The following is a 21,500-nucleotide window of genomic DNA, read 5'->3' as shown; positions in this document are numbered from 1 at the left end:
AATATCTACCAAAAGATATCTACCCTACCATTTTAACCAAATTTATATAAAAAAGACCTTTACCAAACAGATTAGCCTTTGGAATAAAGGTCTAACCTGATTGGTAAAGGTCTCGCTAACAATGTGAATTGCCAATAAAGCCGGAGAATATCCTCATATTCTCGTATTGACGACTTTATTTAACAGCTACTCCCCTTTACGGGATATATTAAATTTTTAAGATTATTCAATGTGTTCTTGCCTAAAGAGATCATATACGAGATGAAAGTCATTGTCAATAAAAGTTGCAGAAATAAATGGATTCTATCTTTTAAGATTCCTTAAAATGGCCAGAAACATGACATGATGACGGAGAATCAACAGAGATTGAATAAAATGGAAACGGAAACATGATAGATATAGGTTATATAAACTCACATTTAATATGACGAAACTGCAAACATAAGGAAAAACAGGACTTAAAAAGGGAAAACTCGATTGACGATGTAGGTTGATGAAAATATGATGAAACTAATCAAAGCAATCAAGCGAGAAGTGTGTTAACTAAAATTACATCAGTTGTTCTATCAGAGTGAGTTTTACTGCGAAGAAGTACTAGTAGTTCATGCTGCATAAAATTTTTAGGAGGTGGAGAAATGCCGCAGGCGTCATCGAGGTTATCCATTGAAGCAGAGGAGGAGCTCAGCCGCCATCCCTGCTACAGCGAGGAAGCTCATCGTTTTTTTGCTAGGATGCACATCCCGGTTGCTCCCGCCTGTAACATCCAATGTAATTACTGCAACCGAAAATTCGATTGTGTGAATGAAAGCAGGCCTGGTGTAGTTAGTGAAGTGCTAACTCCAGAGCAAGCTGAACGCAAAGTGAAAGGTGTAGCCGCACAGCTGATGCAACTGTCGGTAGTTGGGATTGCAGGTCCGGGTGATCCGCTGGCGAATCCAGAACGAACCTTTGACACGTTCGAACGAGTCAAGCGGCAGGTCCCTGATGTTACCCTTTGCCTGAGTACTAATGGATTGACCCTTTACAGGCATGTAGATGCCATACTAGCGCTAGGTATCCGTCATGTCACGATCACCATCAATGCCATTGATCCCAATGTGGGCCGTGAAATTTATCCATGGGTTGTTGACGAAGGGATCCGGTACGAAGGACAAGAAGCAGCGGAGCTGCTGATCAGCCGCCAGCTTCAAGGTTTGGAGCTGCTGGCGCAGCAAGGTGTTCTTGTTAAAGTTAATTCCGTTATGATTCCAGGGGTCAATGATCATCATCTCCCTGAAGTATCGCGAACAGTTAAAGCGCTCGGGGCAACTCTGCATAATGTGACGCCTTTAATTATCGCACCGGGAAGTCAGTATGAACGGGATGGGCGCAAGGCGCCGCGTCCTAAAGAACTGCACAACCTGCAGGAAGTGCTTGGGCGCGAAGGGATGAAGGTCATGCGCCATTGTCGGCAATGCCGTGCTGATGCCATTGGGCTGCTAGGTCAGGATCGTAATCAGGATTTTATATTAGAAAAGATGGATGAAAATCCAGTTATTAATGAGCAAGCTAGAGCGCTCTTTCAACGTGAACTCGATGCCAAAATCCGTCAGCGTGTCAAAGCCAAAGAGCTAAGGCAGAACTCTTTCCAGCAAGGGCAGCACACCACCAAAGTCGCTGTTGCTACACGTGGTGGGGATAAGGTCAATCAACATTTTGGCCACGCGACAGAGTTCATGGTTTATGAAACGGATGGAATAAACGTGAAACTGCTAGGTATCAGAAAGATTCAGGCCTATTGCCACGGTAAAGCGGATTGTAATGGGGATAAGAATGCCACGTTACAAGAAATTATTTCTATATTAAAGGACTGTCAAATATTGCTCTGCTCTGGTATTGGCGATGTCCCTCGCGCCAGCTTAAATAAAGCCGGAGTATTGCCTCTGGTGCGTAAAGGTGAAATACAGGATGCGATTCTCGAAAGTGTGAAGATCAGCTCTTATTTTGAAAATATATCGATTTCGAAGGGATGATGAATGATGAGACAAATAGCTTTTTACGGTAAGGGCGGTATCGGTAAATCCACAACTTCGCAGAACACTTTGGCGCAGCTCGCCACTAAATTTGGTCAAAAAACAATGATCGTAGGCTGTGATCCTAAAGCGGACTCCACACGGCTGATTTTGAACACTAAAGCTCAGAATTCAGTGCTCCAATTGGCAGCAGAAAGAGGAACGGTTGAGGATTTGGAGCTTGAGGATGTAGTTCAGTTGGGATATGGCGACATTCTTAATGTGGAGTGTGGTGGACCTGAACCGGGTGTGGGTTGTGCCGGCCGCGGGATTATTACAGCTATTAATTTTTTGGAGCAGCAAGGGGCTTATGAAGGATTGGATTTTGTATCCTATGACGTACTTGGTGACGTGGTATGTGGTGGATTTGCAATGCCGATCCGTGAGAATAAAGCACAGGAAATTTATATCGTATGCTCCGGGGAAATGATGGCTATGTATGCGGCCAATAACATTGCGCGCGGAATTCTAAAGTATGCCAACAGCGGTGGCGTAAGATTGGGCGGTCTGATCTGCAACAGTCGTAATACGGACCGTGAGGATGAGCTCATTATGGAGCTGGCACGCCGTTTGAATACACAAATGATCCATTTTGTCCCGCGGAATAATGTGGTTCAGCATGCAGAGCTGCGAAGAATGACCGTAGCCCAATATAATCCTCATCATCAGCAAGCGAGAGAATATGAGATTTTGGCAGAAAAGATCCTGAATAACAATATGATGACAATCCCGACCCCGATTTCTATGGAAGAGCTGGAGGATTTACTCATGGAATTTGGTGTGATTGAGGATGAAGAGACGGCGCTGAAAAAGCTGAAGGCATCTGGCCAATAATTAGGTTCGTCCGGTGAACAGAGTAGAGAGACGGCTGTTCACCGGATCACTCTAAGGGATGAGGAGGGTTCAGAATGGGGCTTAATATCGAAGATAACCAAAAGATGCTCGAAGAGATTCTTGAGGCTTACCCGGAAAAGGCACGGAAGGATCGTCAGAAGCATTTTGAAATCAATAATGAAGAGTTAATAAACTGTGGCAAATGCGCCATCAAATCGAATATGAAGTCCCGTCCGGGGGTTATGACCCAAAGAGGATGTGCTTATGCCGGTTCGAAGGGCGTGGTCTGGGGCCCGATCAAGGATATGGTGCATATCAGCCATGGTCCTGTAGGTTGTGGGCAATATAGCTGGGGAACAAGACGGAATTATGCCAACGGAACACTGGGCATTGATAATTTTACGGCTATGCAGGTGACGAGTGATTTTCAGGAGACAGATATTGTATTTGGCGGTGACAAGAAGCTTGAAGTCATTTGCCGTGAAATTAAAGAAATGTTCCCACTGGCTAAAGGAATTTCGATCCAATCAGAGTGTCCTGTGGGGCTAATCGGAGACGATATTGAAGCGGTGTCCAAAAAAATGTCTATCGAGCTAGGTATCCCGATCATTCCCGTTCGTTGTGAAGGGTTCCGTGGGGTTAGCCAATCCTTGGGTCATCATATTGCTAACGATGCGATCCGTGATTTTCTGATGGGGAAGAAGGAGCTTGCGGAATGTGGTCCTTACGATATTAATATTATCGGAGATTATAACATCGGTGGGGACGCTTGGGCTTCACGCATTTTACTGGAGGAAATGGGTCTGCGTGTTATTGCGCAGTGGTCTGGGGATGGAACCATCAATGAATTGGCGATTGCGCATAAGGCGAAGCTCAATCTGATTCACTGTCATCGCTCCATGAACTATATGGTAACGACGATGGAGAAAGCATATGGGATTCCTTGGCTGGAATACAACTTTTTCGGGCCGACCAAAACCGCTGAAAGCCTTCGAGCCATCGCCGCAAGGTTTGATGAATATATTCAGGAAAACTGCGAGAAAGTCATCGCTAAGTACACGCCACAAATGGAGGCGATAATCTCTAAATTTAAACCCCGGCTGGAAGGTAAAAAGGTCATGCTGCTGGTAGGTGGATTACGTGCCCGCCATACACTGGGGGCTTATGAGGATCTGGGGATGGAGGTAGTGGGCACAGGTTATGAGTTCGCTCACAAGGATGATTACGAGAAGACATTTCCTGAACTTCCGGAAGGCACTATTATTTACGATGATCCAACCGCTTACGAGCTGGAAGAGCTTGCGCAAAGACTTGATATTGATCTGATGGGCTCGGGTGTGAAGGAGAAATATGTGTATCACAAGATGGGTATTCCTTTCCGGCAAATGCACTCTTGGGATTATAGTGGTCCTTACCATGGCTATGATGGGTTTAAGATTTTTGCTAAGGACATGGACATGACCATTAACAGCCCGGTGTGGAGCTTGATTAATTCAGGGAAAACAGGATCACTCCCTAAAAAGGAGGCGGGCGTATGAAGGAAAAACTGGAGATCCCAGATTACAATACATTATTTCAAACTGAACCCTATGTGAAGCAACGTGATGGGAAAAAAGCATTCGAGGCACCCTGCAGTGAGCAAGAGACAGCAGAAGCATTAGCCTACTCGAAGTCGTCTGAATATAAGGATAAGAATTTTGCCCGCACCTCACTGGTAGTTAATCCTCATAAAGCATGCCAGCCCCTAGGAGCCTTGATGGCTGCGCTGGGATTCGAGAAAACTCTGCCGTTTATACATGGCTCTCAAGGCTGCACTGCGTATTTTCGTAGTCATTTAAGCCGTCATTTCAAGGAGCCGACCCCCGCAGTTTCTTCCTCTATGACAGAAGATGGTGCGGTGTTTGGAGGGATGAACAATCTTATTGATGGTCTTGAAAATAGTGTGGCGCTCTATAAGCCAGAGATGATAGCTGTATCCACTACATGTATGGCTGAGGTTATAGGGGATGATCTGCAGGCTTTTATATCCAATGCCCGCCAGAAGGGTGCAATTTCGAACGAAATTCCAGTGCCCTACGCCAACACGCCAAGTTTTTCCGGATCACATATTACAGGTTACGATTCCATGTTAAAGTCTATCCTCAGTACCTTGTTCATCCGCTCTGGGATTGAAGCTACCCCTGGCAGTGGAGAGGGAACTGGAGAGAAGCTGAATGTCATTTTAGGGTTTGAGCCTTATACGGGGAATTTTGCGGAAATTCGAAAAATCCTTGCCGCGTTTGATACAGGCTACACCTTCCTTGGTGATCACAGCGGCAATTTTGATTCCCCGGCTACAGGTGAATATTCCTATTATTATGGGGGAACGAAGCTGGCGGATGTGCCGAAGGCAGCTAATGCGTTGGGAACTCTTTCACTTCAGAAATATTCTGTCAAAAAAACGTTGGAATACATCAGCGGCACATGGAAACAACAGACCGTTGCGATGTCGACTCCGCTGGGCATTCATGCCACAGATCGGCTAATAGAGTCTATCAGTGAATTAACGGGATTGCCCATTCCGCCTGAGCTTGTGGAAGAACGTGGCCGGGTAGTGGATGCTTTACTCGATAGCCACCCTTATCTGCATGGCAAACGAGTGGCTTTAGTTGGCGATCCGGATTTGCTGATCGGCCTGATTGAATTCTGTCTGGAAGTCGGTATAGAGCCTATTCATATTGTGTGCTCTAATGGGGAAAACGGATTTAAAGAAGAAGCGAAAGCTCTGCTTGCTGCCAGCCCCTACGGAGCAGAAACAACGGTTCATATCGGAAATGATTTGTGGCATATGCGCTCTCTGCTGATTGATGATCCTGTGGATCTGGCCATTGGAAGCTCTCATCTTAAATTTGCTGCCAAAGATGCCGACGTTCCTTTGATCCGTGTAGGCTTCCCTGTCTTTGACCGCCATCATCTGCATCGTTATTCGATTATCGGTTATCAAGGTGCCTTGAACTTGTTAACTACTATAGTAAATACAATTCTGCAGGGGTTGGATGAGGATTCATCTGGCTTCAACCACGATCTTGTTCGTTAGTAGGAGAACGTTAAGCCGAATCGTATACTTCCGATTCATTCCCTCGTCCTCATATGGAGCCGAGCGTTGGGGAGCGGCCGGAAGTGCAATATTTATCGTAGTGAGACTGAATAATTGAGCATTTTAAGCGTAAGGAGTATTCAGTTACGGGAGGTGGTACGATGGAGTCCATCAGAAACGATGTATTCGACGCGCAAGCTTGCGGGAGCTTAACTCCGAAATCGAAACCATGTCCACGCCCCAAGCCGGGCGAAGCGGCTGGGGGCTGCTCCTTTGACGGAGCCCAAATCACGCTGCTGCCGATCATGGATGCTGCGCATCTTGTCCATGGGCCGGCTGCTTGTGCCGGGAATAGCTGGGAAAGTAGAGGGGCTTTGTCAAGCGGGCCTTCGCTTTCACAATACGGATTCACTACAGATCTCAACGATAACGATATTATTTTTGGCGGAGAAAAGAAACTGAAAGATAGCATTGACTATATTGCCGGGCGCTTTATGCCTCCGGCAATATTTGTATATGCGACCTGTGTGACAGCATTGATTGGCGAGGATTTGGATGCGGTATGCAAGGAAGCGGCAGGCAGATTGGGGCTTCCTGTGATCCCCGTGAACAGCCCCGGATTCGTAGGCAGTAAGAATCTTGGAAATCGGCTGGCTGGTGAAGCGCTGCTACAATATGTAATTGGCACAGGTGAACCAGAGATTGAGATTCCTTTAGGTGTGAATTTGATTGGGGAGTACAATATCGCGGGTGAAATGTGGGATATCGAGAAATTAATGAAGAGTGTTGGAATTACGCTAATGTCCAGAATTACAGGGGATGCAAGATATAAGGAAATTACATGGGCACATCATGCAAAAGTGAATATGGTTGTGTGCAGCCGTGCATTGTTAGGTCTGGCAAAAGAAATGGAGGCAATATACCACATTCCTTATTTCGAAGGCTCCTTCTATGGGGCCAAGGAGACAACTTATTCCTTACGTCAAATGGCTTATTTGCTGAATGACCGTGAGATGGAGCGGCGTGTGGATCGGTTGACGGAACTAGAGGAAAGCAGACTGATTCAGGAGCTGCGGCCCTACCGCAAGCTGCTTAAAGGAAAGAAAGCAGTTCTCTATACGGGTGGAGTAAAAAGCTGGTCGATTATTTCCGCACTGAAGGAGTTAGGCGTTCAGGTGGTAGGTGTAGGCACGAACAAAAGCACGGAAGATGATGTACGGCGTATAGCGGATCGTGTTGGTGATGACACCGAATATATCCCGGAGGGCGGGGCAAGCCGAATTATCAAAACCGTCCGGGATCGTAAGGCAGATATTATGATTGCTGGCGGACGGAATATGTATGTGGCAATGAAAGAGCAAATTCCGTTTATCGATATTAATCAAGAAAGACACAAGGCCTATGCTGGTTACGAAGGTTTACTAAGGCTGGCTAAGGAGCTGACGTATTCTCTTGCTAATCCAATCTGGAAGCTGGCTGCCAGTGCCGCTCCCTGGGATAAGGAGGAACCTTCCTATGACCGTTAACAAAAGGAGTAAACCTACTTCAGTTAATCCAATCAAAATCGGTCAATCCCTTGGTTCCGTACTGGCATTTCAGGGTTGCTACAAGGCATTGCCTATTGTGCATGGCGCGCAAGGTTGTTCCGCATTTCCGAAGGCGCTGCTTACCCGGCATTTTCGCGAGCCAATAGCCGTACAGACCTCTGCTTTGCAGGAGATGGATGTAATCTTTGATGCGAATCGTAATTTAGAGGAAGCTCTAAATACCATACTCAGTAAACACCGACCAGACATTATAGGCATTATTGGGACTGAGCTGACGGATGTGGCTGGAGTGGATTATCAATCCATGCTCAAGACCTATAAAAGGGAGCGGAACATGCGGGGTGGGCTTGCTTTTTCCGTCACCTTACCTGACTTTCGTGGTTCATTGGAATCGGGGTTCAGTTCTACCGTGGAGGCGATGCTTGATGAGATGATTCAGCAGGTAGGCCATCGGGGTTCAAGGAGTGTGAATTCACGTCAGATTACCCTCTTGCCGGGATCGTTTCTGACGCCGGGTGATGTGATGGAGCTGAAAGAAATGATATCCTCCTTCGGTTTTGAGGTAATTGCTGTACCTGATATATCGACCTCTTTGTCTGGGCATCTGCTGACAGGATTTTCACCGCTAACAAGAGGTGGGGTGCCTCTAGATTCGATGCTGCAAAGCTTGCATTCGGGTCTAACCCTTGCCATCGGCGGAAGTATGGAGCGTCCAGCTAGAAGACTGCATAATGCGCTGGGAACTCCCTACAAAGTATTCGAGAGTGCTATGGGGCTTAAAGCAACGGATGATATTTTGCAATTTCTGCATCAAATTAGCGGGGAGCCGGTACAGCTTCGTTATTGCTGGCAACGAGAGAATTTATTGGATAGCATGCTGGATGCTCATTTTCAATTTGCGGGAATGTCTGCACTTGTTGCGCTGGAGCCAGATCATTTGTATACCGTATCTTCTTGGCTCGAAGAGCTGGGGGTGGAGCAAAAGGCCCTGGTCACTTCCTATGAAACTCCTTTGGTGGTTGAGATGGAACGAGAGGTATGGGTCGGTGATCTGGATGATGTTGAGTTTTTGGGTAAAGGTGCAGATTTATGGATCGGTAACTCACATGGGATAAATGGAGCGGCGCGGTTAGATGCAGCATTTATGGCGGCTGGATTTCCCGTTTGGAATGAGCTTGGTGCTTATATGGCCACTTCTGTAGGGTATCGGGGAGCGATGGAGTGGACGAATAAAGCGGCGAATCTGTTAATGCGAAGGGAGGAGGAACATCGTGAAAGTAGCATTCGCTACAGAGGATGGAATTAGAGTGAATGCCCATTTTGGGCAGAGTCCGATGTTCGCAATTTATAAAGTTACCAAAAGTGGCGGGGAGCTTATAGATCTTCGTAAACTGCCAACGATTCTCAATCAGGATGAAGCAGGCAAAATAGAGAGTCGTCTGGAGGTGGTAGAGGATTGCACACTAATATTCATCATGCAGATTGGAGCCTCAGCAGCGGCAAGAGTCACACGTCGTAAAATTATGCCGGTAAAGGTTCCACCAGGCAGTCCTATTGATGAGCAAGTGAAGCGGATTGTTGAAATGCTACAGGGCAAACCACCGATGTGGCTAGCCAAGGTATTACATGCTGAAAATGAAGCGGAAGGGGCGAGTGTAGATGGATCCCATAGCTAATGAGAGTGCTGCATTAATGGGCCGGGTTGCTCCGGAAGCGGCAGTATTAAACCGCCGTAGTCGAACCACGGAGAAAGAGCTGGATAAAGATATAGCAAAGATGTTCATACGGCGGTTGTGTCAATTGCTTGATACAGAAGACTTTTTTGGAAGACATGCTTCTCTTTCACCACAGAAGAAGATCGAACGATTGTTTCTCGCTTCCGCTGAAGATAAGAACAAATCTGATTTTAACTGCGCGGTTTCTCCAAAAGTCCGTTTGCAGGTTCCTCTCTTGTTTCAGGCGGTGGCGGGCGTGATCGAGGAGAAGAGTGGGGTTCTGGTTCAGAGTTCATCTGAAATAAACGGGGAAGGATTTGGGCGTGCTCTTTTATATAGTGATCGGATTATTCTTGTGTTAAAAAGCTTGAGAGCAGGTTTTCCGTTTCCTTTTACCTCTGAGGAGAAAGTAATTCGCTACGGCGTTGCTTGTGTAGAAGAAGGGTTAGCCTTTATGGATAAATTTAATGAAATGACAGCTCTTTATGGAACGGATGGTCTGGAGGGTTAGATTCCAATGATGCAGCTCAGCCACAGGGAGGGAGCAACATGGAGCAGCTTATAGGCGGCACCGAACTGGAACGATACGCTCGCCAATTGAAGCTGCTTGGAGAGGGCGGGCAGAAAGCGCTAAAAGAAGCTACAGTGATGATTGCTGGAATTGGAGGGCTTGGAGGCACTGCCGCACTTTATTTAGCTGCTGCCGGAATCGGCAAGCTGATCTTGGCGCATGAAGGAAACATTGTGCCTCCAGATTTAAATCGACAGATATTGATGGACAGTGATCATTTAGGTATGGAAAGGATGAGCACAGCCATTCAGCAGCTAAAACGTCTGAATCCAAATGTTGAAATGGAAGGATTTAATTCGAAGATTGAATATAATATGGCAAAACCTTGGGTAGAACAAGCCGATATAGTGATTGATGCACGGTATGATTTTCCGGAAAGATATACGTTGAACCGCCTATGTGTAGAAACCGGCACGCCAATGGTAGAGGCGGCGATGTATGGATTTGAGATTTCACTAACAACGGTTATACCTGGTGAAACCCCTTGCTTAGAGTGTCTTTATCCGGATGTGAATCCAGAATGGGAACCGTTTGGCTTTCCAGTATTGGGAGCAACCTCCGGAATTGCGGGTTGTCTGGCTGCGTTGGAAGCCGTAAAATGGGTTACAAGGGTAGGGACGACTTATGCGGGCGTAATGCATCGCTTCAATTCACTCGACTTCGCCTGTTACAGCGTCCATATTACCCGTAATCCGAATTGCACTTGCTGCGGAGAGGAAGGTAAACCGTGAAAAGTCTCAGGCTATGTGACACGACACTTAGGGATGGTGAACAGGCGGCTGGAGTTTCATTCACGAGGGAAGAAAAGCTGGAAATCGCAAGGTTGCTGTCGGAATGCGGAGTGGAGCAAGCAGAGGTAGGAATTCCTGCCATGGGCAAGCAAGAGCAAGAAGATATTGCGGCTATCGCTGATTTAGGTCTACCTATGAAGATGATGACTTGGAATCGGGCTTTGGAAAGTGATATCGACAAAGCTTGGGCGACGGGTGTGAACTGGAGTCATGTATCGATCCCTGTCTCGGAAATTCAATTACAAGGTAAGCTAGGTTTAACACCTGCCAAAGGTCTGACAAGATTACTGCATGCGACGGAATATGGTCAACGGCTAGGAATGACTGTGTCGGTGGGGATGGAGGACTCTTCAAGGGCAAGTATGGAGTACCTGGTTGAACTGGTAAATACATTATATAAAGAAGGCATTCGTTGGTTCCGTTATGCAGATACGGTATCTGCTCATCATCCGGGTCAAATGGCAGAGCGGGTAAGCACATTACTTAGTGCTGTTCCTGTAGATGTAGAGCTTGAGGTACACTGCCACAATGATTTTGGTCTTGCGGCTGCAAACACACTTAGCGGTATTGCCGCGGGTGCGGTCTGGGCAAGCACTACGGTAGCAGGGATTGGTGAACGTACCGGGAATGCAGCAATGGAAGAAGTAGTGATGGCTTGGCGTTATCTTTATGGCGGAGAGAGCAGCGTACGTCCGGAGTGTTTGAAGGGGCTGGCGGATAGGGTGATCACAGCCTCGGGCCGAAGTGTCGGCGATGCCAAACCAATCGTCGGATCACTCGCCTTCACACATGAATCTGGGATACATGTTGACGGTTTGTTGAAAGAAACAGCCACCTACCAGACCTTTGATCCCACAGAGGTGGGGAGAGCACATCATTTTGTGTTAGGTAAACATTCCGGAAGTGGTGGAATCATACATGTACTGAACGCACATGGTTTAGAGGTTAGTGCTGGAACCGCGGGACGTTTGCTTGAACGGGTGAGAGACTATGCCGAAGTTAATAAAGTGAATGTGCCAGAGCTCCTCTTGGTTGAATGGCTGAGGGAGGATTGGCAACGACCGTAAGAGATATTAGTAAGAATGAATAAAGGCTGACAAGACGGGTACGAAACCTGTCTTGTCAGCCTTTTAATGTTGTTAGGATTAAGTTTATTGTGTTAGCCCTTAACCGCTCCAGCGGTAATTCCCTTGGTCATCTGTTCTGTGAAGAGCAGGTAGATCAGGATGGTTGGGATAGCGATGATCGTCATAACCGCGAACTGTGCACCATAGTTGGATGAATACTCACCAGTGAATTTCATAATGGAGAAGGGAATCGTCTTAAGATCTTCCGAGGTGAGGAAGGTATTCGCCATAATGAATTCATTCCAAGTGCTGATGAAGTTGAGCACACAGATGGTTGCCAGCGCCGGTTTGGTGATGGGCAGGATGATACGGAAGATTAACCCGTAAATGCCACTGCCATCAATAACGGCGGACTCTTCAATGGCCCGTGGGATGGTCTCCAGGAACCCGGTCATAATCAGGACACTCATGGGGATGACAATGGCTGAGTAAGGCAAAATCAATGTGTACATATTGTTCAGCATCCCAAGCTTGTTAAACAGAATGAAGTTTGGCAGCAATGTAGCGTGAATCGGGATGATCATGCCTAACATGATTAGAGAGAGGACAATGCCACTTAGCTTCCATTTCATCCGGGTAAACGCATATCCCATCATCAGGGACACCAGCGCAGAGAGCATAACAGTTATCACTGTAATGATAAGACTGTTGGCGAAATAACGTGGCACACGCCCGTAGGTAAAAGCGTTTCGATAGTTCTCCCACTGGGGTGGAGAGGGCCATTTCAGAAATGAGCTTCCAAAGAACTCACCGCTCTTGAGCAGGGAATAATCGATCAACCAAATAAGCGGAAATAACTGAATCAACGCGATGATACACAGGAACACCATCATTAGGATTTTGCCCGTTGTAGGCTTTCTGCGTTCTTGTTTGTGAAGGTTTAGCTTAGGGGGTGAAGCGGCAGGCGATAAGGAATTATTCATAGGATTTCCTCCGGTTACAGGGTTTCTTTAAAATTCTCCGATATCTTTCTTTAAAATCTTGTTGAGGATAACGGTTAGGATCAGGCAGAACACAATAAACAGAATGGAAATGGCATTACCATAGCCGTATAGCGATGATGAGAAGGCGGTTTTGTACAGATAGTTCCCTAGGAACTGTGTGCTATTTGCAGGGCCACCGTTGGTCATTAAGAATACGGTTTCCATTTGCTTAAGACAGGTGGTGACGGCAATGATGATGGCAACCCGCATCATCGGCGAAAGCAGCGGAATGATGATACGCGTGTAGAGGGTAAAGTTGTTGGCGCCATCGATTCTTGCGGCTTCGCTTAAATCTTCCGGAATGCCTTGCAGACCTGAATAATACAGCAGCAGTGCATACCCAAAGCCTTGCCACATAACAACAATGATGATGCACCAGATGGCTGTCTTCGGATCACCGAGCCAATCATGCGTAAGTGCGTCCAATCCAACTCCGCTTAGCAGCTTGTTAAGCAGTCCGTAGTTCGGATGGAAAATTCCGGTCCACAGCTTGGCTGTAACGACGACGGAAATTACAGCGGGGATAAAAAAGATCGTCCGGAATATTTTTTCGTATTTGCCGGAGTTGGTTAGGAATATCCCCATGAGAATGGCAAAGGGATGTTGTAAAAATACTGTGGCGGCGGTCAGGAGCAGGGCGTTGACCAGCGATCTCCAGAACACTTTGTCATGAAATAGAATTTCGCGGTAGTTATCAAAGCCGATGAAATTGTATTTGCCGATCCCGCCCCAATCCGTAGAACCGTAATAAGCGCTCATGAAGATAGGGATGCAGATCATAAAAGCAAATAGGAACAGTCCAGGTGCGATGAGTAAGAAAATCGCTTTTTTGTCGCTTAACACTCTGTGCATGGAAATCTCCGTCCTTTTAAAGAGTAATCTATCTATTACCATCGTAACGGGAAGCCAGGCACCGGAACATGCCGTAAATTTCAGATCGGTGTATACATTTTTTCGAAAACAAAACCCCGGCCTCTGGGGGAAGCCGGGGTTTGCGCACTGCCATCTATAAGCTTACTTCAGGAGCGCTAAGGTTCATGTTTTTTGTAGTTCTCTGGTTTATTTACCAGCGAATTTATCGGATGCAGCATCCAGTGCTTTGGCGAATTCTTCAGGGGTAATCGCATCAGAAAGCAGGCTTTGATGCGCCTCCATTACCTTTTGCTTGAACTCATCGTCACCCACATCCTGCAGTGGAGTACCGCTGGAAGAGGTCATGGAGCTGAACACTTCAATCAATTCTTTTTGCAGCTGGGTTTCGTTACCCGTTAGGAATTGATCGAATTGCTGCGCAGGTGTACCCGCGCCAGCTTGCCATAGCATTTTAGACCAATGCTCTGGAGCGAAGAAATATTTCAAGAAATCAACAGCGGCTTCAGCATGTTTGGAATTTTTGCTGACTGCATATCCACCACCATACCAAGCGGCATCATCGGTTGCTTTACCTTTAGCTGAAGCTGGGAATGCGAAAGCACCTACGTTATTGCGGAATTCTTCAGAGAAGTTCTCGTCTGTTGCCAGACCCGACTCCCAAGCGCCCATAAAGAACATGGCAGCTTGCCCTTGTCCGAACAAGTTGCGTGCAGCACCGTAATCGGCAGTCAGCCAGCCATCGGCAAAACCTTTAGCATCGGCGAATTGCTGCATTTCAGTTGCAGCTGCAACCAGACTAGGATCTGTAAAGGATATTTTACGTGCAACAGCTTCATCCATTGTATTGAAATCGCCAGTCTGACGTTGGGCTACAAATTCATACCAGATAGGCAGTGTCCAAGCGTCCATACCATTCATAGCGATCGGGTTAATTTTCTTGGCACGAAGTGTTTTGACGGCGGCAAGCAAATCATCTGTTGTTTTTGGAACCTCGATGCCGTTGTCAGCAAATATTTTTTTGTTATAGTACATCACCATGTAGTCGGCACCACGCGGCAAGCCGTAAAGCTTACCGTCTTTACTGAAGCCGTCCATGGATCCGGACACAAACTGATTACCTTCGAAGTCAGCACTGTTCAGTTCAAGCAGCAGATCGTTATCCAGCAGCGGACTCAGGAAGGAGGGCTGACCCCAGGCTTGAATGATATCAGGCAGCTGATTGCTGGAGGCATACACTTTGATTTTTGATTTGTAAGGCTCATCTTGAAGCGCTTCTACTTCAATCTTGACGTTAGGGTTCTCTTTCATGTAAGCATCGATAATGTCTTGCTCTACCTTACCTGAACCATTGGCCCGATCCGCGAGCGCGGTGAAGAACTTCAGTGTGATTTTTTCGGCGGGTGTGTTTTCCCCTGCACTAGCTGTTGCTTCGGCAGTAGCTTCGGCCTTGTCATTTGTAGGTGCATTGGTAGCTTTCGCATTGTTATTTCCGCCACCGCAGCCTGCCAGCAGAGCTGGTAGCATTAGACTCATAAGTGCTAGCTTTATTCCTTTACCTTTCATCAAAAACCCACCTTTTTTATGAGATATATTTCCACGAGAACGGCTGTCATCGAACGAGGACGACAATGTCGTTTCTTCTTGCATCCCCATCTTAAGAGTTTATGACCGATAGAAACATGGTCCATATTTAAGAACTATGTAGGCATTTTTCAGTGATTGTAAAAAGCTGGTTCAGGGTTTAATGATTTCAGTTATACTTGGTTTACACATTTATTGATTATACATGAAGGTGGTTCTCATGAATCGAAACATCCGCTTATTAAGCCGTTATCGCCATCTTCCGCTCCAGTTTAAGCTGTTATTATGGTTTGTGCCGCTGCTTCTCGTGACTATATTTGCTATGGGGTGGAACTCCTATCAGATTTCTTCGCAGCAGGTGGTGGAGAAAATGAAACAGTCACAGGATCACCTGACCCGGAAAACAGCAGAGCAGATTGATGAGATGGTGAGGGGAATGATTTCTTTTTCCAATACACTCTTTCTGGATGAAAGTGTGCAGCGGCTCTTAGTGTCGTCAGAAGCACAAAAAGAACGTAATTCCGTATTTAAAACGGTCACCAACCTGATGGTCGCTGGCAATTCGATTCAATCCCTGATTCTATACTCTTTGGAAGACCAGAATAATGGGGCGGAGCCTTTTGCTGCGAACCAAGCCGGATTGACGACTGGCATGAAGTTCTCTAACTTTATCCAAACCTCGTACTACAAGGAAGCCGTTGAAGCCGCAGGCAGTCCAACCTTTGGATTGTCCAGACCCACGGATGGCATATTTGTTGGTGATCATTATCATAAGATTGTACTTTCCAGAATTATCAAGAATGTATATACTTTAAAACCGGCAGGGCTAGCGGTGATCGGGGTCGATGCTGGTAAGATTGGAAGCCAATATCTAGACAACTCTGAAGATGATGTAGATATGTTTGTGGTTGATCGAGACGGGCTCATCATTACGGCTTCTAACCGGAGCTGGATCGGCAAAAGAGATCTTGATCTTCCGTATTTTGCGGACAGCGATCCTAAGTTGAACCTAGAGCAGAGACTGGAGTCTACAGCGGATCACAAACAGTGGATTGTCTCGCATCTGCAGTCAGAAACGACGGGTTGGTATGTAGTGGTGGTGCATTCCAAACGGCAGCTTGTCAAAGAGCTGGGGCAGATTTCACAGGTCACGGTGACGATCGCTTTTCTGTGCTTAGCAGTTAGCTTAATGGTTACCTGGCTCGCCGCCGCCTCAATAACGAAACCGCTGAAAAAGCTTTCCCGCTCCATGCGCAGATTCCAGACAGGGGATTTCACGCAGCGCGTATTTTTTGAAGGAAATGATGAGATTGGTCTCTTGGGCCATGGTTATAATCTAATGGTGCAGCGGATCAAATCGCTCATCAATGATGTATATGCCTCCAAACTGAAGCAGCAGGAAGCAGAATTGAAAACGCTTCAGGCACAGATCAGGCCGCACTTTTTATATAACACGCTGAATACGATTTGTTGGGAAGCTGAGAAGAAAGGCGACAAAGAAATAGCGGATATGGTCTATTCGCTTTCTCAAGTATTCCGGCTGAGCTTAAATGATGGGCGGGATACGTTTACATTGGAACAGGAAGTAGAGCTTGTAAAGAATTATTTGTTCCTGCAAAAAAATCGGTTTAGAGAACGTTTTGAGTTCGAAATTACCTTGGATGAGAGTATCAAGGATTTTACAGTTCCTAAGCTGCTGCTCCAGCCACTGGCGGAAAATGCAGTGATTCATGGGATCGAGCCACTGGCTGGAAGCGGACTCATCTCGATTCGCGCCTTCCGCAAAGATAGGACTATTGTGCTCGAAGTTCAAGATAACGGGGTGGGAATCACGCCGGAAAGACTTCAGGAGCTACATCAGCGTTTAGCGAGAGGAAGCTCTATCTCGGAGGAAGAGGAGAATGCTGGACGTTCGGGGTTTGCGCTCTCGAATGTACAGGAACGTTTAGCTTTGTTTTTTGCCGGAGCCTCATTGCAAGTAGAGAGTGTAGAAGGAGCAGGCACACGTATTATCATTCATATCACTGTGGAGGGTCCCTAAATGATGAAGCTGAAGCTGCTGATTGCTGAAGACGAAGACACCATCCGTGAGGGTATCGTCAATATGATTGACTGGAATTCGCATCAGATTGAGGTAATGGGCGAAGCGGGGAACGGAAGTGAAGCGCTGGCTCTGATGGAGTCTGAACAGCCGGATTTATTGTTAACGGATATCCGCATGCCGCAGATGAATGGTCTGGAGCTAATCGAAGCTGGACGGCGTCGCGGTTACGACTTTCGCTCGATTATTTTATCTGGCTACAATGAGTTCTCTTATGCGAAACAAGCGATTGCGCTGGGGGTTGTCGATTATGTGCTGAAGCCGTGCCGGCCGGAGGAAATTCTGAAGACGGTACTCAAGGCTAAGGAGCTAATTGAAAGGCAGCGTTGTCAGGAGAATGAGCAGCTAAAAAGAGATCGTTCCTGGCATAAAAATGCACCGCTTGTCAAAAGCCAAGTGCTGTCCCAATGGATTCATCATCCTCCGGTTCCGCTGGAGCGGCGGCAGGAGCTGATCGGTGAGTTAGCTATGGCTATTAGTCACGAAGGTCCGCAGATTGGGCTGGTCAGCTTTGATTTTGATCCTCCCTCTGCCGGTGGGTCTGGACAGGATTTTGTACTTTTACGTTACGCGGCCCTAAATATTATTAGTGAGACCTTGTCTCCTATCTATAAAGGAAAAATCGAGACCTTCCATGATGGCAATCTCCTGCTCTGGATCGGCAGTGGTTTAGCTGGAACGGATTCTCGCAAGTCTTACCGAACCCCCATCTATTTAAAAGAGCAGATTGGGATGCTGCAAAGCAATCTGGAGAAATACCTCAAGCTGTCAATCAGTATTGCTGTAGGCTCCTGTCGTGCGGATATTTCGGAAGCTCATCTGTCTTATAAAGAAGCGCTTCAGGCCATGGAATCCCGCTTTCTGAACGGGAAAGGCGGCGTTTATTTTTTTACAGAAGGTTCAGGAGTTATTGGGGGTGGCGCACAGGAGATCGGGATTTTAGATGATCCTGAATTAAATGTGCTGGAGGATGAGATGCTTGTGGCAGTCGGTGCAGGAAGTAATGAGCTTGCCCTCGATCTGCTGGAGCAATGGCTGGAACGTTTTCGCGGAAACCCCGGATGCCTCAAGCAGGAGGTGAATATTCGGGCAACAGCTTTTGTCGTTCGCCTTAAGAGGCTTGCGCAGGAAAAACAAGTAGCTGGATTTGAATGGAAGCAGCATTTGGTCAATTGGATGGAGCAGGCACCACAGATCGAGACGCTGGAAGAATTATCTACGATCCTGAATAAGATCATGCAGAATGTGGTGGAGGCTTTTTCTAAACATCGCCCTCTGCATCGAACAGTAGTTACAGCGCTTGAGATCATCCGTAACAAATATAATACCAATCTGTCTCTGGATTATGTTGCGAAGGAAGCTTATGTATCTAATACTTATTTAAGTTCACTGTTCCGCCAGGAGCTGGGTGTGAATTTTCTCGATTACTTGCATCAATACCGGGTAGAAGAGGCAAAAAAGCTGCTCCGCCAAAACTTAAAAATGTACGCCGTTGCAAAGTTAGTGGGCTATGGGGAAGAACGCCACTTCAGTGCTACTTTTAAGAAATGGACCGGACTTACGCCCTCACAATATCAAAAGGGACTAGGGAAGTAGGAGTAAATTGTTATCTACTAGGCTTTGTGTGGTTAAACTCTACATATAGCTAAATAGGAGGTAACCGAGAAATGAACCCGAAATGGTGGAAAGAGAGTGTCGTGTACCAAATTTATCCGATTAGCTTCATGGATAGTAACGGAGATGGGATTGGAGACTTGCAAGGAATCATATCCAGACTGGATTATCTGCAGGATTTAGGTGTAGACGTGATTTGGGTCTGCCCAATTTATAAATCACCAAACCATGATAACGGTTATGATATCAGTGATTACTGTGACATTATGAAGGAATTTGGCACGATGGATGATTTTGACCATTTGCTGAGGGAGATGCACGCACGTGGGATGAAGCTGATGATGGATTTGGTTCTGAACCATACGTCACATGAGCACCCATGGTTTGTTGAATCCAGATCGTCGAAGGACAATCCGAAACGGGACTACTATATTTGGCGAAAAGGAAAAAATGGAGGTCCCCCGAATAACTGGGAGTCTTATTTCAGTGGCTCGGTGTGGGAGCATGATCCGCGGACGGATGAATATTACCTTCACCTTTACTCCAAATATCAGCCTGATCTGAACTGGGAGAATCCGGTGGTCATTGATAAGCTGCATGAGATGGTGGAATGGTGGCTGAAGAAGGGTGTGGACGGATTCCGCTTTGATGCCATTGCACATATCGTGAAGACGAAAGGTTACCCGGATGCGGATAATCCAGGTGGAACACCTACCGTAAGAGCTTATGGAATGTTCTCCAATCTGGCAGATGTGCATACCCTGCTACAGAATTTATATGATAAAGTGCTTTATTTCTACGATATTATGACGGTAGGAGAGACTTCAGGACTTGGACCGGAGCAGGCGCTTGATTATGTAGGTGATGGTCGCCGGGAGCTGAATATGACTTTTCAGTTTGAGCATATGTTTCTGGATGCCGCTTCGGCAGGTAGTGGGAAATGGGATGTCGTCCCATGGAGTCTACTGGAGCTGAAAAAGATTATGAGTAATTGGCAGACGGTTCTGCATGACAAAGGCTGGAATGCGAATTATCTCTGCAACCATGACCAGCCGCGCGCAGTGTCCCGGTTTGGGAACGACCTTTTTTACCGGATTCCTTCGGCTAAAATGCTGGCGACCTTCATTCACATGCTGGAAGGCACACCTTATATTTATCAAGGCGAAGAAATTGGAATGACGAATGTCTGTTTCGAATCCATTGATGAGTACCGGGATGTAGAGACGCTTAATTATTATGAAGAAAAGCGAAAAAACGGCGTTCCAGAAGAGCAGATTATGTCTGCCATTCATCATAAAAGCCGGGATAATGCCCGCACCCCGATGCAGTGGGACGATGGTCACGCAGGTGGTTTTACGACGGGGACTCCTTGGATTGAAGTAAATTCCAACTATATGGAGATCAACGCTGGCAATGCGATTAAAGATCCCGATTCCATCTACAACTACTATAAACAGCTGATTGCCCTGAGAAAAAAACACAAAGTCATCGTTTATGGAGCCTACGGGCTGCTGCTCGCAGAGCATACAGAGATATATGCGTATACTCGGACATTAGAAGATCAGCGGCTGCTGGTTATTCTGAATTTTTATGATGGAGAGCCTGTATTCGAATGGCCAGCGGAGTTCCAACCAGACAATATTGAGCTGTTAATTTCTAATTATTCCGTGGAAAAAGATGAGCAGATCCAACCGCTTAAACTTCGTCCTTATGAAGCACGAGTATATTTGCAGCAGCTTGTGTAAGGGAAGCTACAGGAATGAGTTGTCATGAAGGGGCTGAGCGCTCCACTGTGACAACTCTTCTTTGAGTTTGTGAGTAAAAGACTGTACAATGGCGATACATTAACATACATAGAGTGGAGTTACAGGAAGACGCCTGTGGGAGGAGAGACAACATGACTGAATGGTATGAAAAGAGCTTCGGAGAGGATTATCTGGTCGTATACAAACATCGAGACTTTGGTGGAGCTCGTAAAGAAGTTGAACGAATGATCTCGTGGCTGGGACTACCGCCAGGCTCCAAAGTGCTGGATTTATGTTGTGGGATGGGACGTCATTCACTGGCGCTTGCGGAAGCAGGGTACGAGGTAACTGGAGTAGATTTATCAGAGGTATTGCTGCGTGAGGCAAGATCTCAAAAAGGAGCGGAGCAGGTAACTTGGCTGCGTTCTGACATGCGCGACCTACCGTTAACTGGAGGTTTCGATGCTGTGGTTAATCTGTTCACTTCCTTTGGTTATTTTGAAGAGGATGAGGAGCAGGTAAAGGTTTTGCGTGAAATCTATCGGATGTTGAAGCCGGGTGGCAAGTTTGTTATTGATTATCTGAACCCTGCGTATGTGATTCGTCATCTGGTGCCGCATTCTACCCGTGAGGATGGAAAGAATCTGATTGATGAGTCGCGGCGGATCGAGGATGGGTATGTGAAGAAGGACATCATTTTAACCTCTAAAAATGATTCTACACCTCGTCAATATCATGAACGTGTGAAGCTGTATTCCTTGGAGAAATTCAGCGGGATGATCGAGGAAGCAGGTTTACAGCTCGAAGCTGTGCATGGCAGCTATGAAGATGAGGTTTATAATGCAGCAAGCTCCACGCGGATGATTTTTAGTGGAATTCGATCGTAATGGT

General features: G+C 46.6%; 17 protein-coding genes. 14 read left to right on the top strand and 3 right to left on the bottom strand.

What is annotated here, in order from left to right:
* Nucleotides 1-635 precede the first annotated feature (635 nt).
* The 10 genes from nifB to MHB37_RS25940 all read left to right on the top strand — a co-directional run bounded on the left by nifB (nt 636) and on the right by MHB37_RS25940 (nt 11,652).
* Nucleotides 636-2,012, top strand: a complete 1,377-nt coding sequence (nifB, locus tag MHB37_RS25985) for a nitrogenase cofactor biosynthesis protein NifB (RefSeq protein ID WP_405168678.1) — start codon at nt 636-638, stop codon at nt 2,010-2,012.
* A 6-nt stretch (nt 2,013-2,018) separates the two neighbouring features.
* A complete protein-coding gene (gene nifH, locus MHB37_RS25980; RefSeq protein WP_036679593.1) occupies nt 2,019-2,885 on the top strand; it encodes a nitrogenase iron protein in 867 nt (288 codons plus the stop codon).
* A 74-nt stretch (nt 2,886-2,959) separates the two neighbouring features.
* Entirely contained in the window at nt 2,960-4,423 is a 1,464-nt protein-coding gene (nifD, locus tag MHB37_RS25975) for a nitrogenase molybdenum-iron protein alpha chain (RefSeq protein ID WP_076129186.1), read from the top strand.
* Entirely contained in the window at nt 4,420-5,961 is a 1,542-nt protein-coding gene (gene nifK, locus MHB37_RS25970) for a nitrogenase molybdenum-iron protein subunit beta (protein ID WP_405168677.1), read from the top strand. The genes nifD and nifK overlap by 4 nt, the downstream gene beginning before the upstream one ends.
* 161 nt (nt 5,962-6,122) lie before the next feature.
* Nucleotides 6,123-7,487: a nitrogenase iron-molybdenum cofactor biosynthesis protein NifE gene (nifE, locus tag MHB37_RS25965; RefSeq protein WP_405168676.1), complete on the top strand. Its 1,365-nt coding sequence runs from the start codon at nt 6,123-6,125 to the stop codon at nt 7,485-7,487.
* Entirely contained in the window at nt 7,477-8,814 is a 1,338-nt protein-coding gene (gene nifN / locus MHB37_RS25960; protein WP_076186360.1) for a nitrogenase iron-molybdenum cofactor biosynthesis protein NifN, read from the top strand. Before nifE ends, nifN begins: the two co-directional genes overlap by 11 nt.
* Nucleotides 8,780-9,184, top strand: a complete 405-nt coding sequence (gene nifX, locus MHB37_RS25955) for a nitrogen fixation protein NifX (protein ID WP_076146356.1) — start codon at nt 8,780-8,782, stop codon at nt 9,182-9,184. The genes nifN and nifX overlap by 35 nt, the downstream gene beginning before the upstream one ends.
* Nucleotides 9,168-9,734, top strand: coding sequence for a DUF269 domain-containing protein (locus MHB37_RS25950; protein WP_076279961.1), 567 nt, complete (start codon nt 9,168-9,170; stop codon nt 9,732-9,734). Before nifX ends, MHB37_RS25950 begins: the two co-directional genes overlap by 17 nt.
* 38 nt (nt 9,735-9,772) lie before the next feature.
* Nucleotides 9,773-10,525 carry a HesA/MoeB/ThiF family protein gene (locus MHB37_RS25945; protein ID WP_076279960.1) on the top strand — a complete coding sequence of 251 codons (753 nt, stop codon included), beginning with the start codon at nt 9,773-9,775 and terminating at the stop codon, nt 10,523-10,525.
* A complete protein-coding gene (locus MHB37_RS25940; protein WP_280753694.1) occupies nt 10,522-11,652 on the top strand; it encodes a homocysteine methyltransferase in 1,131 nt (376 codons plus the stop codon). Before MHB37_RS25945 ends, MHB37_RS25940 begins: the two co-directional genes overlap by 4 nt.
* 92 nt (nt 11,653-11,744) lie before the next feature.
* Here MHB37_RS25940 and MHB37_RS25935 read toward each other — a convergent pair whose 3' ends face one another.
* From MHB37_RS25935 to MHB37_RS25925, 3 genes are all read right to left on the bottom strand, one after another.
* On the bottom strand, nt 11,745-12,635 hold the full coding sequence (locus tag MHB37_RS25935; protein ID WP_036679567.1) for a carbohydrate ABC transporter permease: 891 nt from the start codon (nt 12,633-12,635) through the stop codon (nt 11,745-11,747).
* A 27-nt stretch (nt 12,636-12,662) separates the two neighbouring features.
* Nucleotides 12,663-13,547, bottom strand: a complete 885-nt coding sequence (locus tag MHB37_RS25930) for a carbohydrate ABC transporter permease (RefSeq protein WP_036679565.1) — start codon at nt 13,545-13,547, stop codon at nt 12,663-12,665.
* 207 nt (nt 13,548-13,754) lie between these two features.
* Nucleotides 13,755-15,131, bottom strand: coding sequence for an ABC transporter substrate-binding protein (locus MHB37_RS25925; protein WP_076129193.1), 1,377 nt, complete (start codon nt 15,129-15,131; stop codon nt 13,755-13,757).
* 238 nt (nt 15,132-15,369) lie between these two features.
* Between MHB37_RS25925 and MHB37_RS25920 the strand changes: the two genes are divergently transcribed.
* The 4 genes from MHB37_RS25920 (at nt 15,370) to MHB37_RS25905 (ending at nt 21,496) form a co-directional block, all read left to right on the top strand.
* Entirely contained in the window at nt 15,370-17,190 is a 1,821-nt protein-coding gene (locus MHB37_RS25920) for a sensor histidine kinase (RefSeq protein ID WP_076194621.1), read from the top strand.
* The gene (locus MHB37_RS25915; RefSeq protein WP_339188297.1) at nt 17,191-18,846 is read left to right on the top strand and encodes a response regulator; all 1,656 of its coding nucleotides are present in this window, start codon (nt 17,191-17,193) and stop codon (nt 18,844-18,846) included. It abuts the gene before it with no gap.
* 71 nt (nt 18,847-18,917) lie between these two features.
* Complete coding sequence (locus MHB37_RS25910; RefSeq protein ID WP_076129196.1) at nt 18,918-20,609, top strand: alpha-glucosidase; 1,692 nt, start codon at nt 18,918-18,920, stop codon at nt 20,607-20,609.
* Between the two features lie 152 nt (nt 20,610-20,761).
* On the top strand, nt 20,762-21,496 hold the full coding sequence (locus MHB37_RS25905) for a class I SAM-dependent methyltransferase (RefSeq protein WP_312149175.1): 735 nt from the start codon (nt 20,762-20,764) through the stop codon (nt 21,494-21,496).
* Nucleotides 21,497-21,500 lie beyond the last annotated feature (4 nt).

The sequence above is a fragment of the Paenibacillus sp. FSL H3-0286 genome (assembly GCF_045040705.1).
In the GTDB taxonomy this organism is placed as follows: Bacteria; Bacillota; Bacilli; order Paenibacillales; family Paenibacillaceae; genus Paenibacillus_AQ; species Paenibacillus_AQ odorifer.
This window is presented reverse-complemented; position numbering and strand designations above follow the sequence as displayed.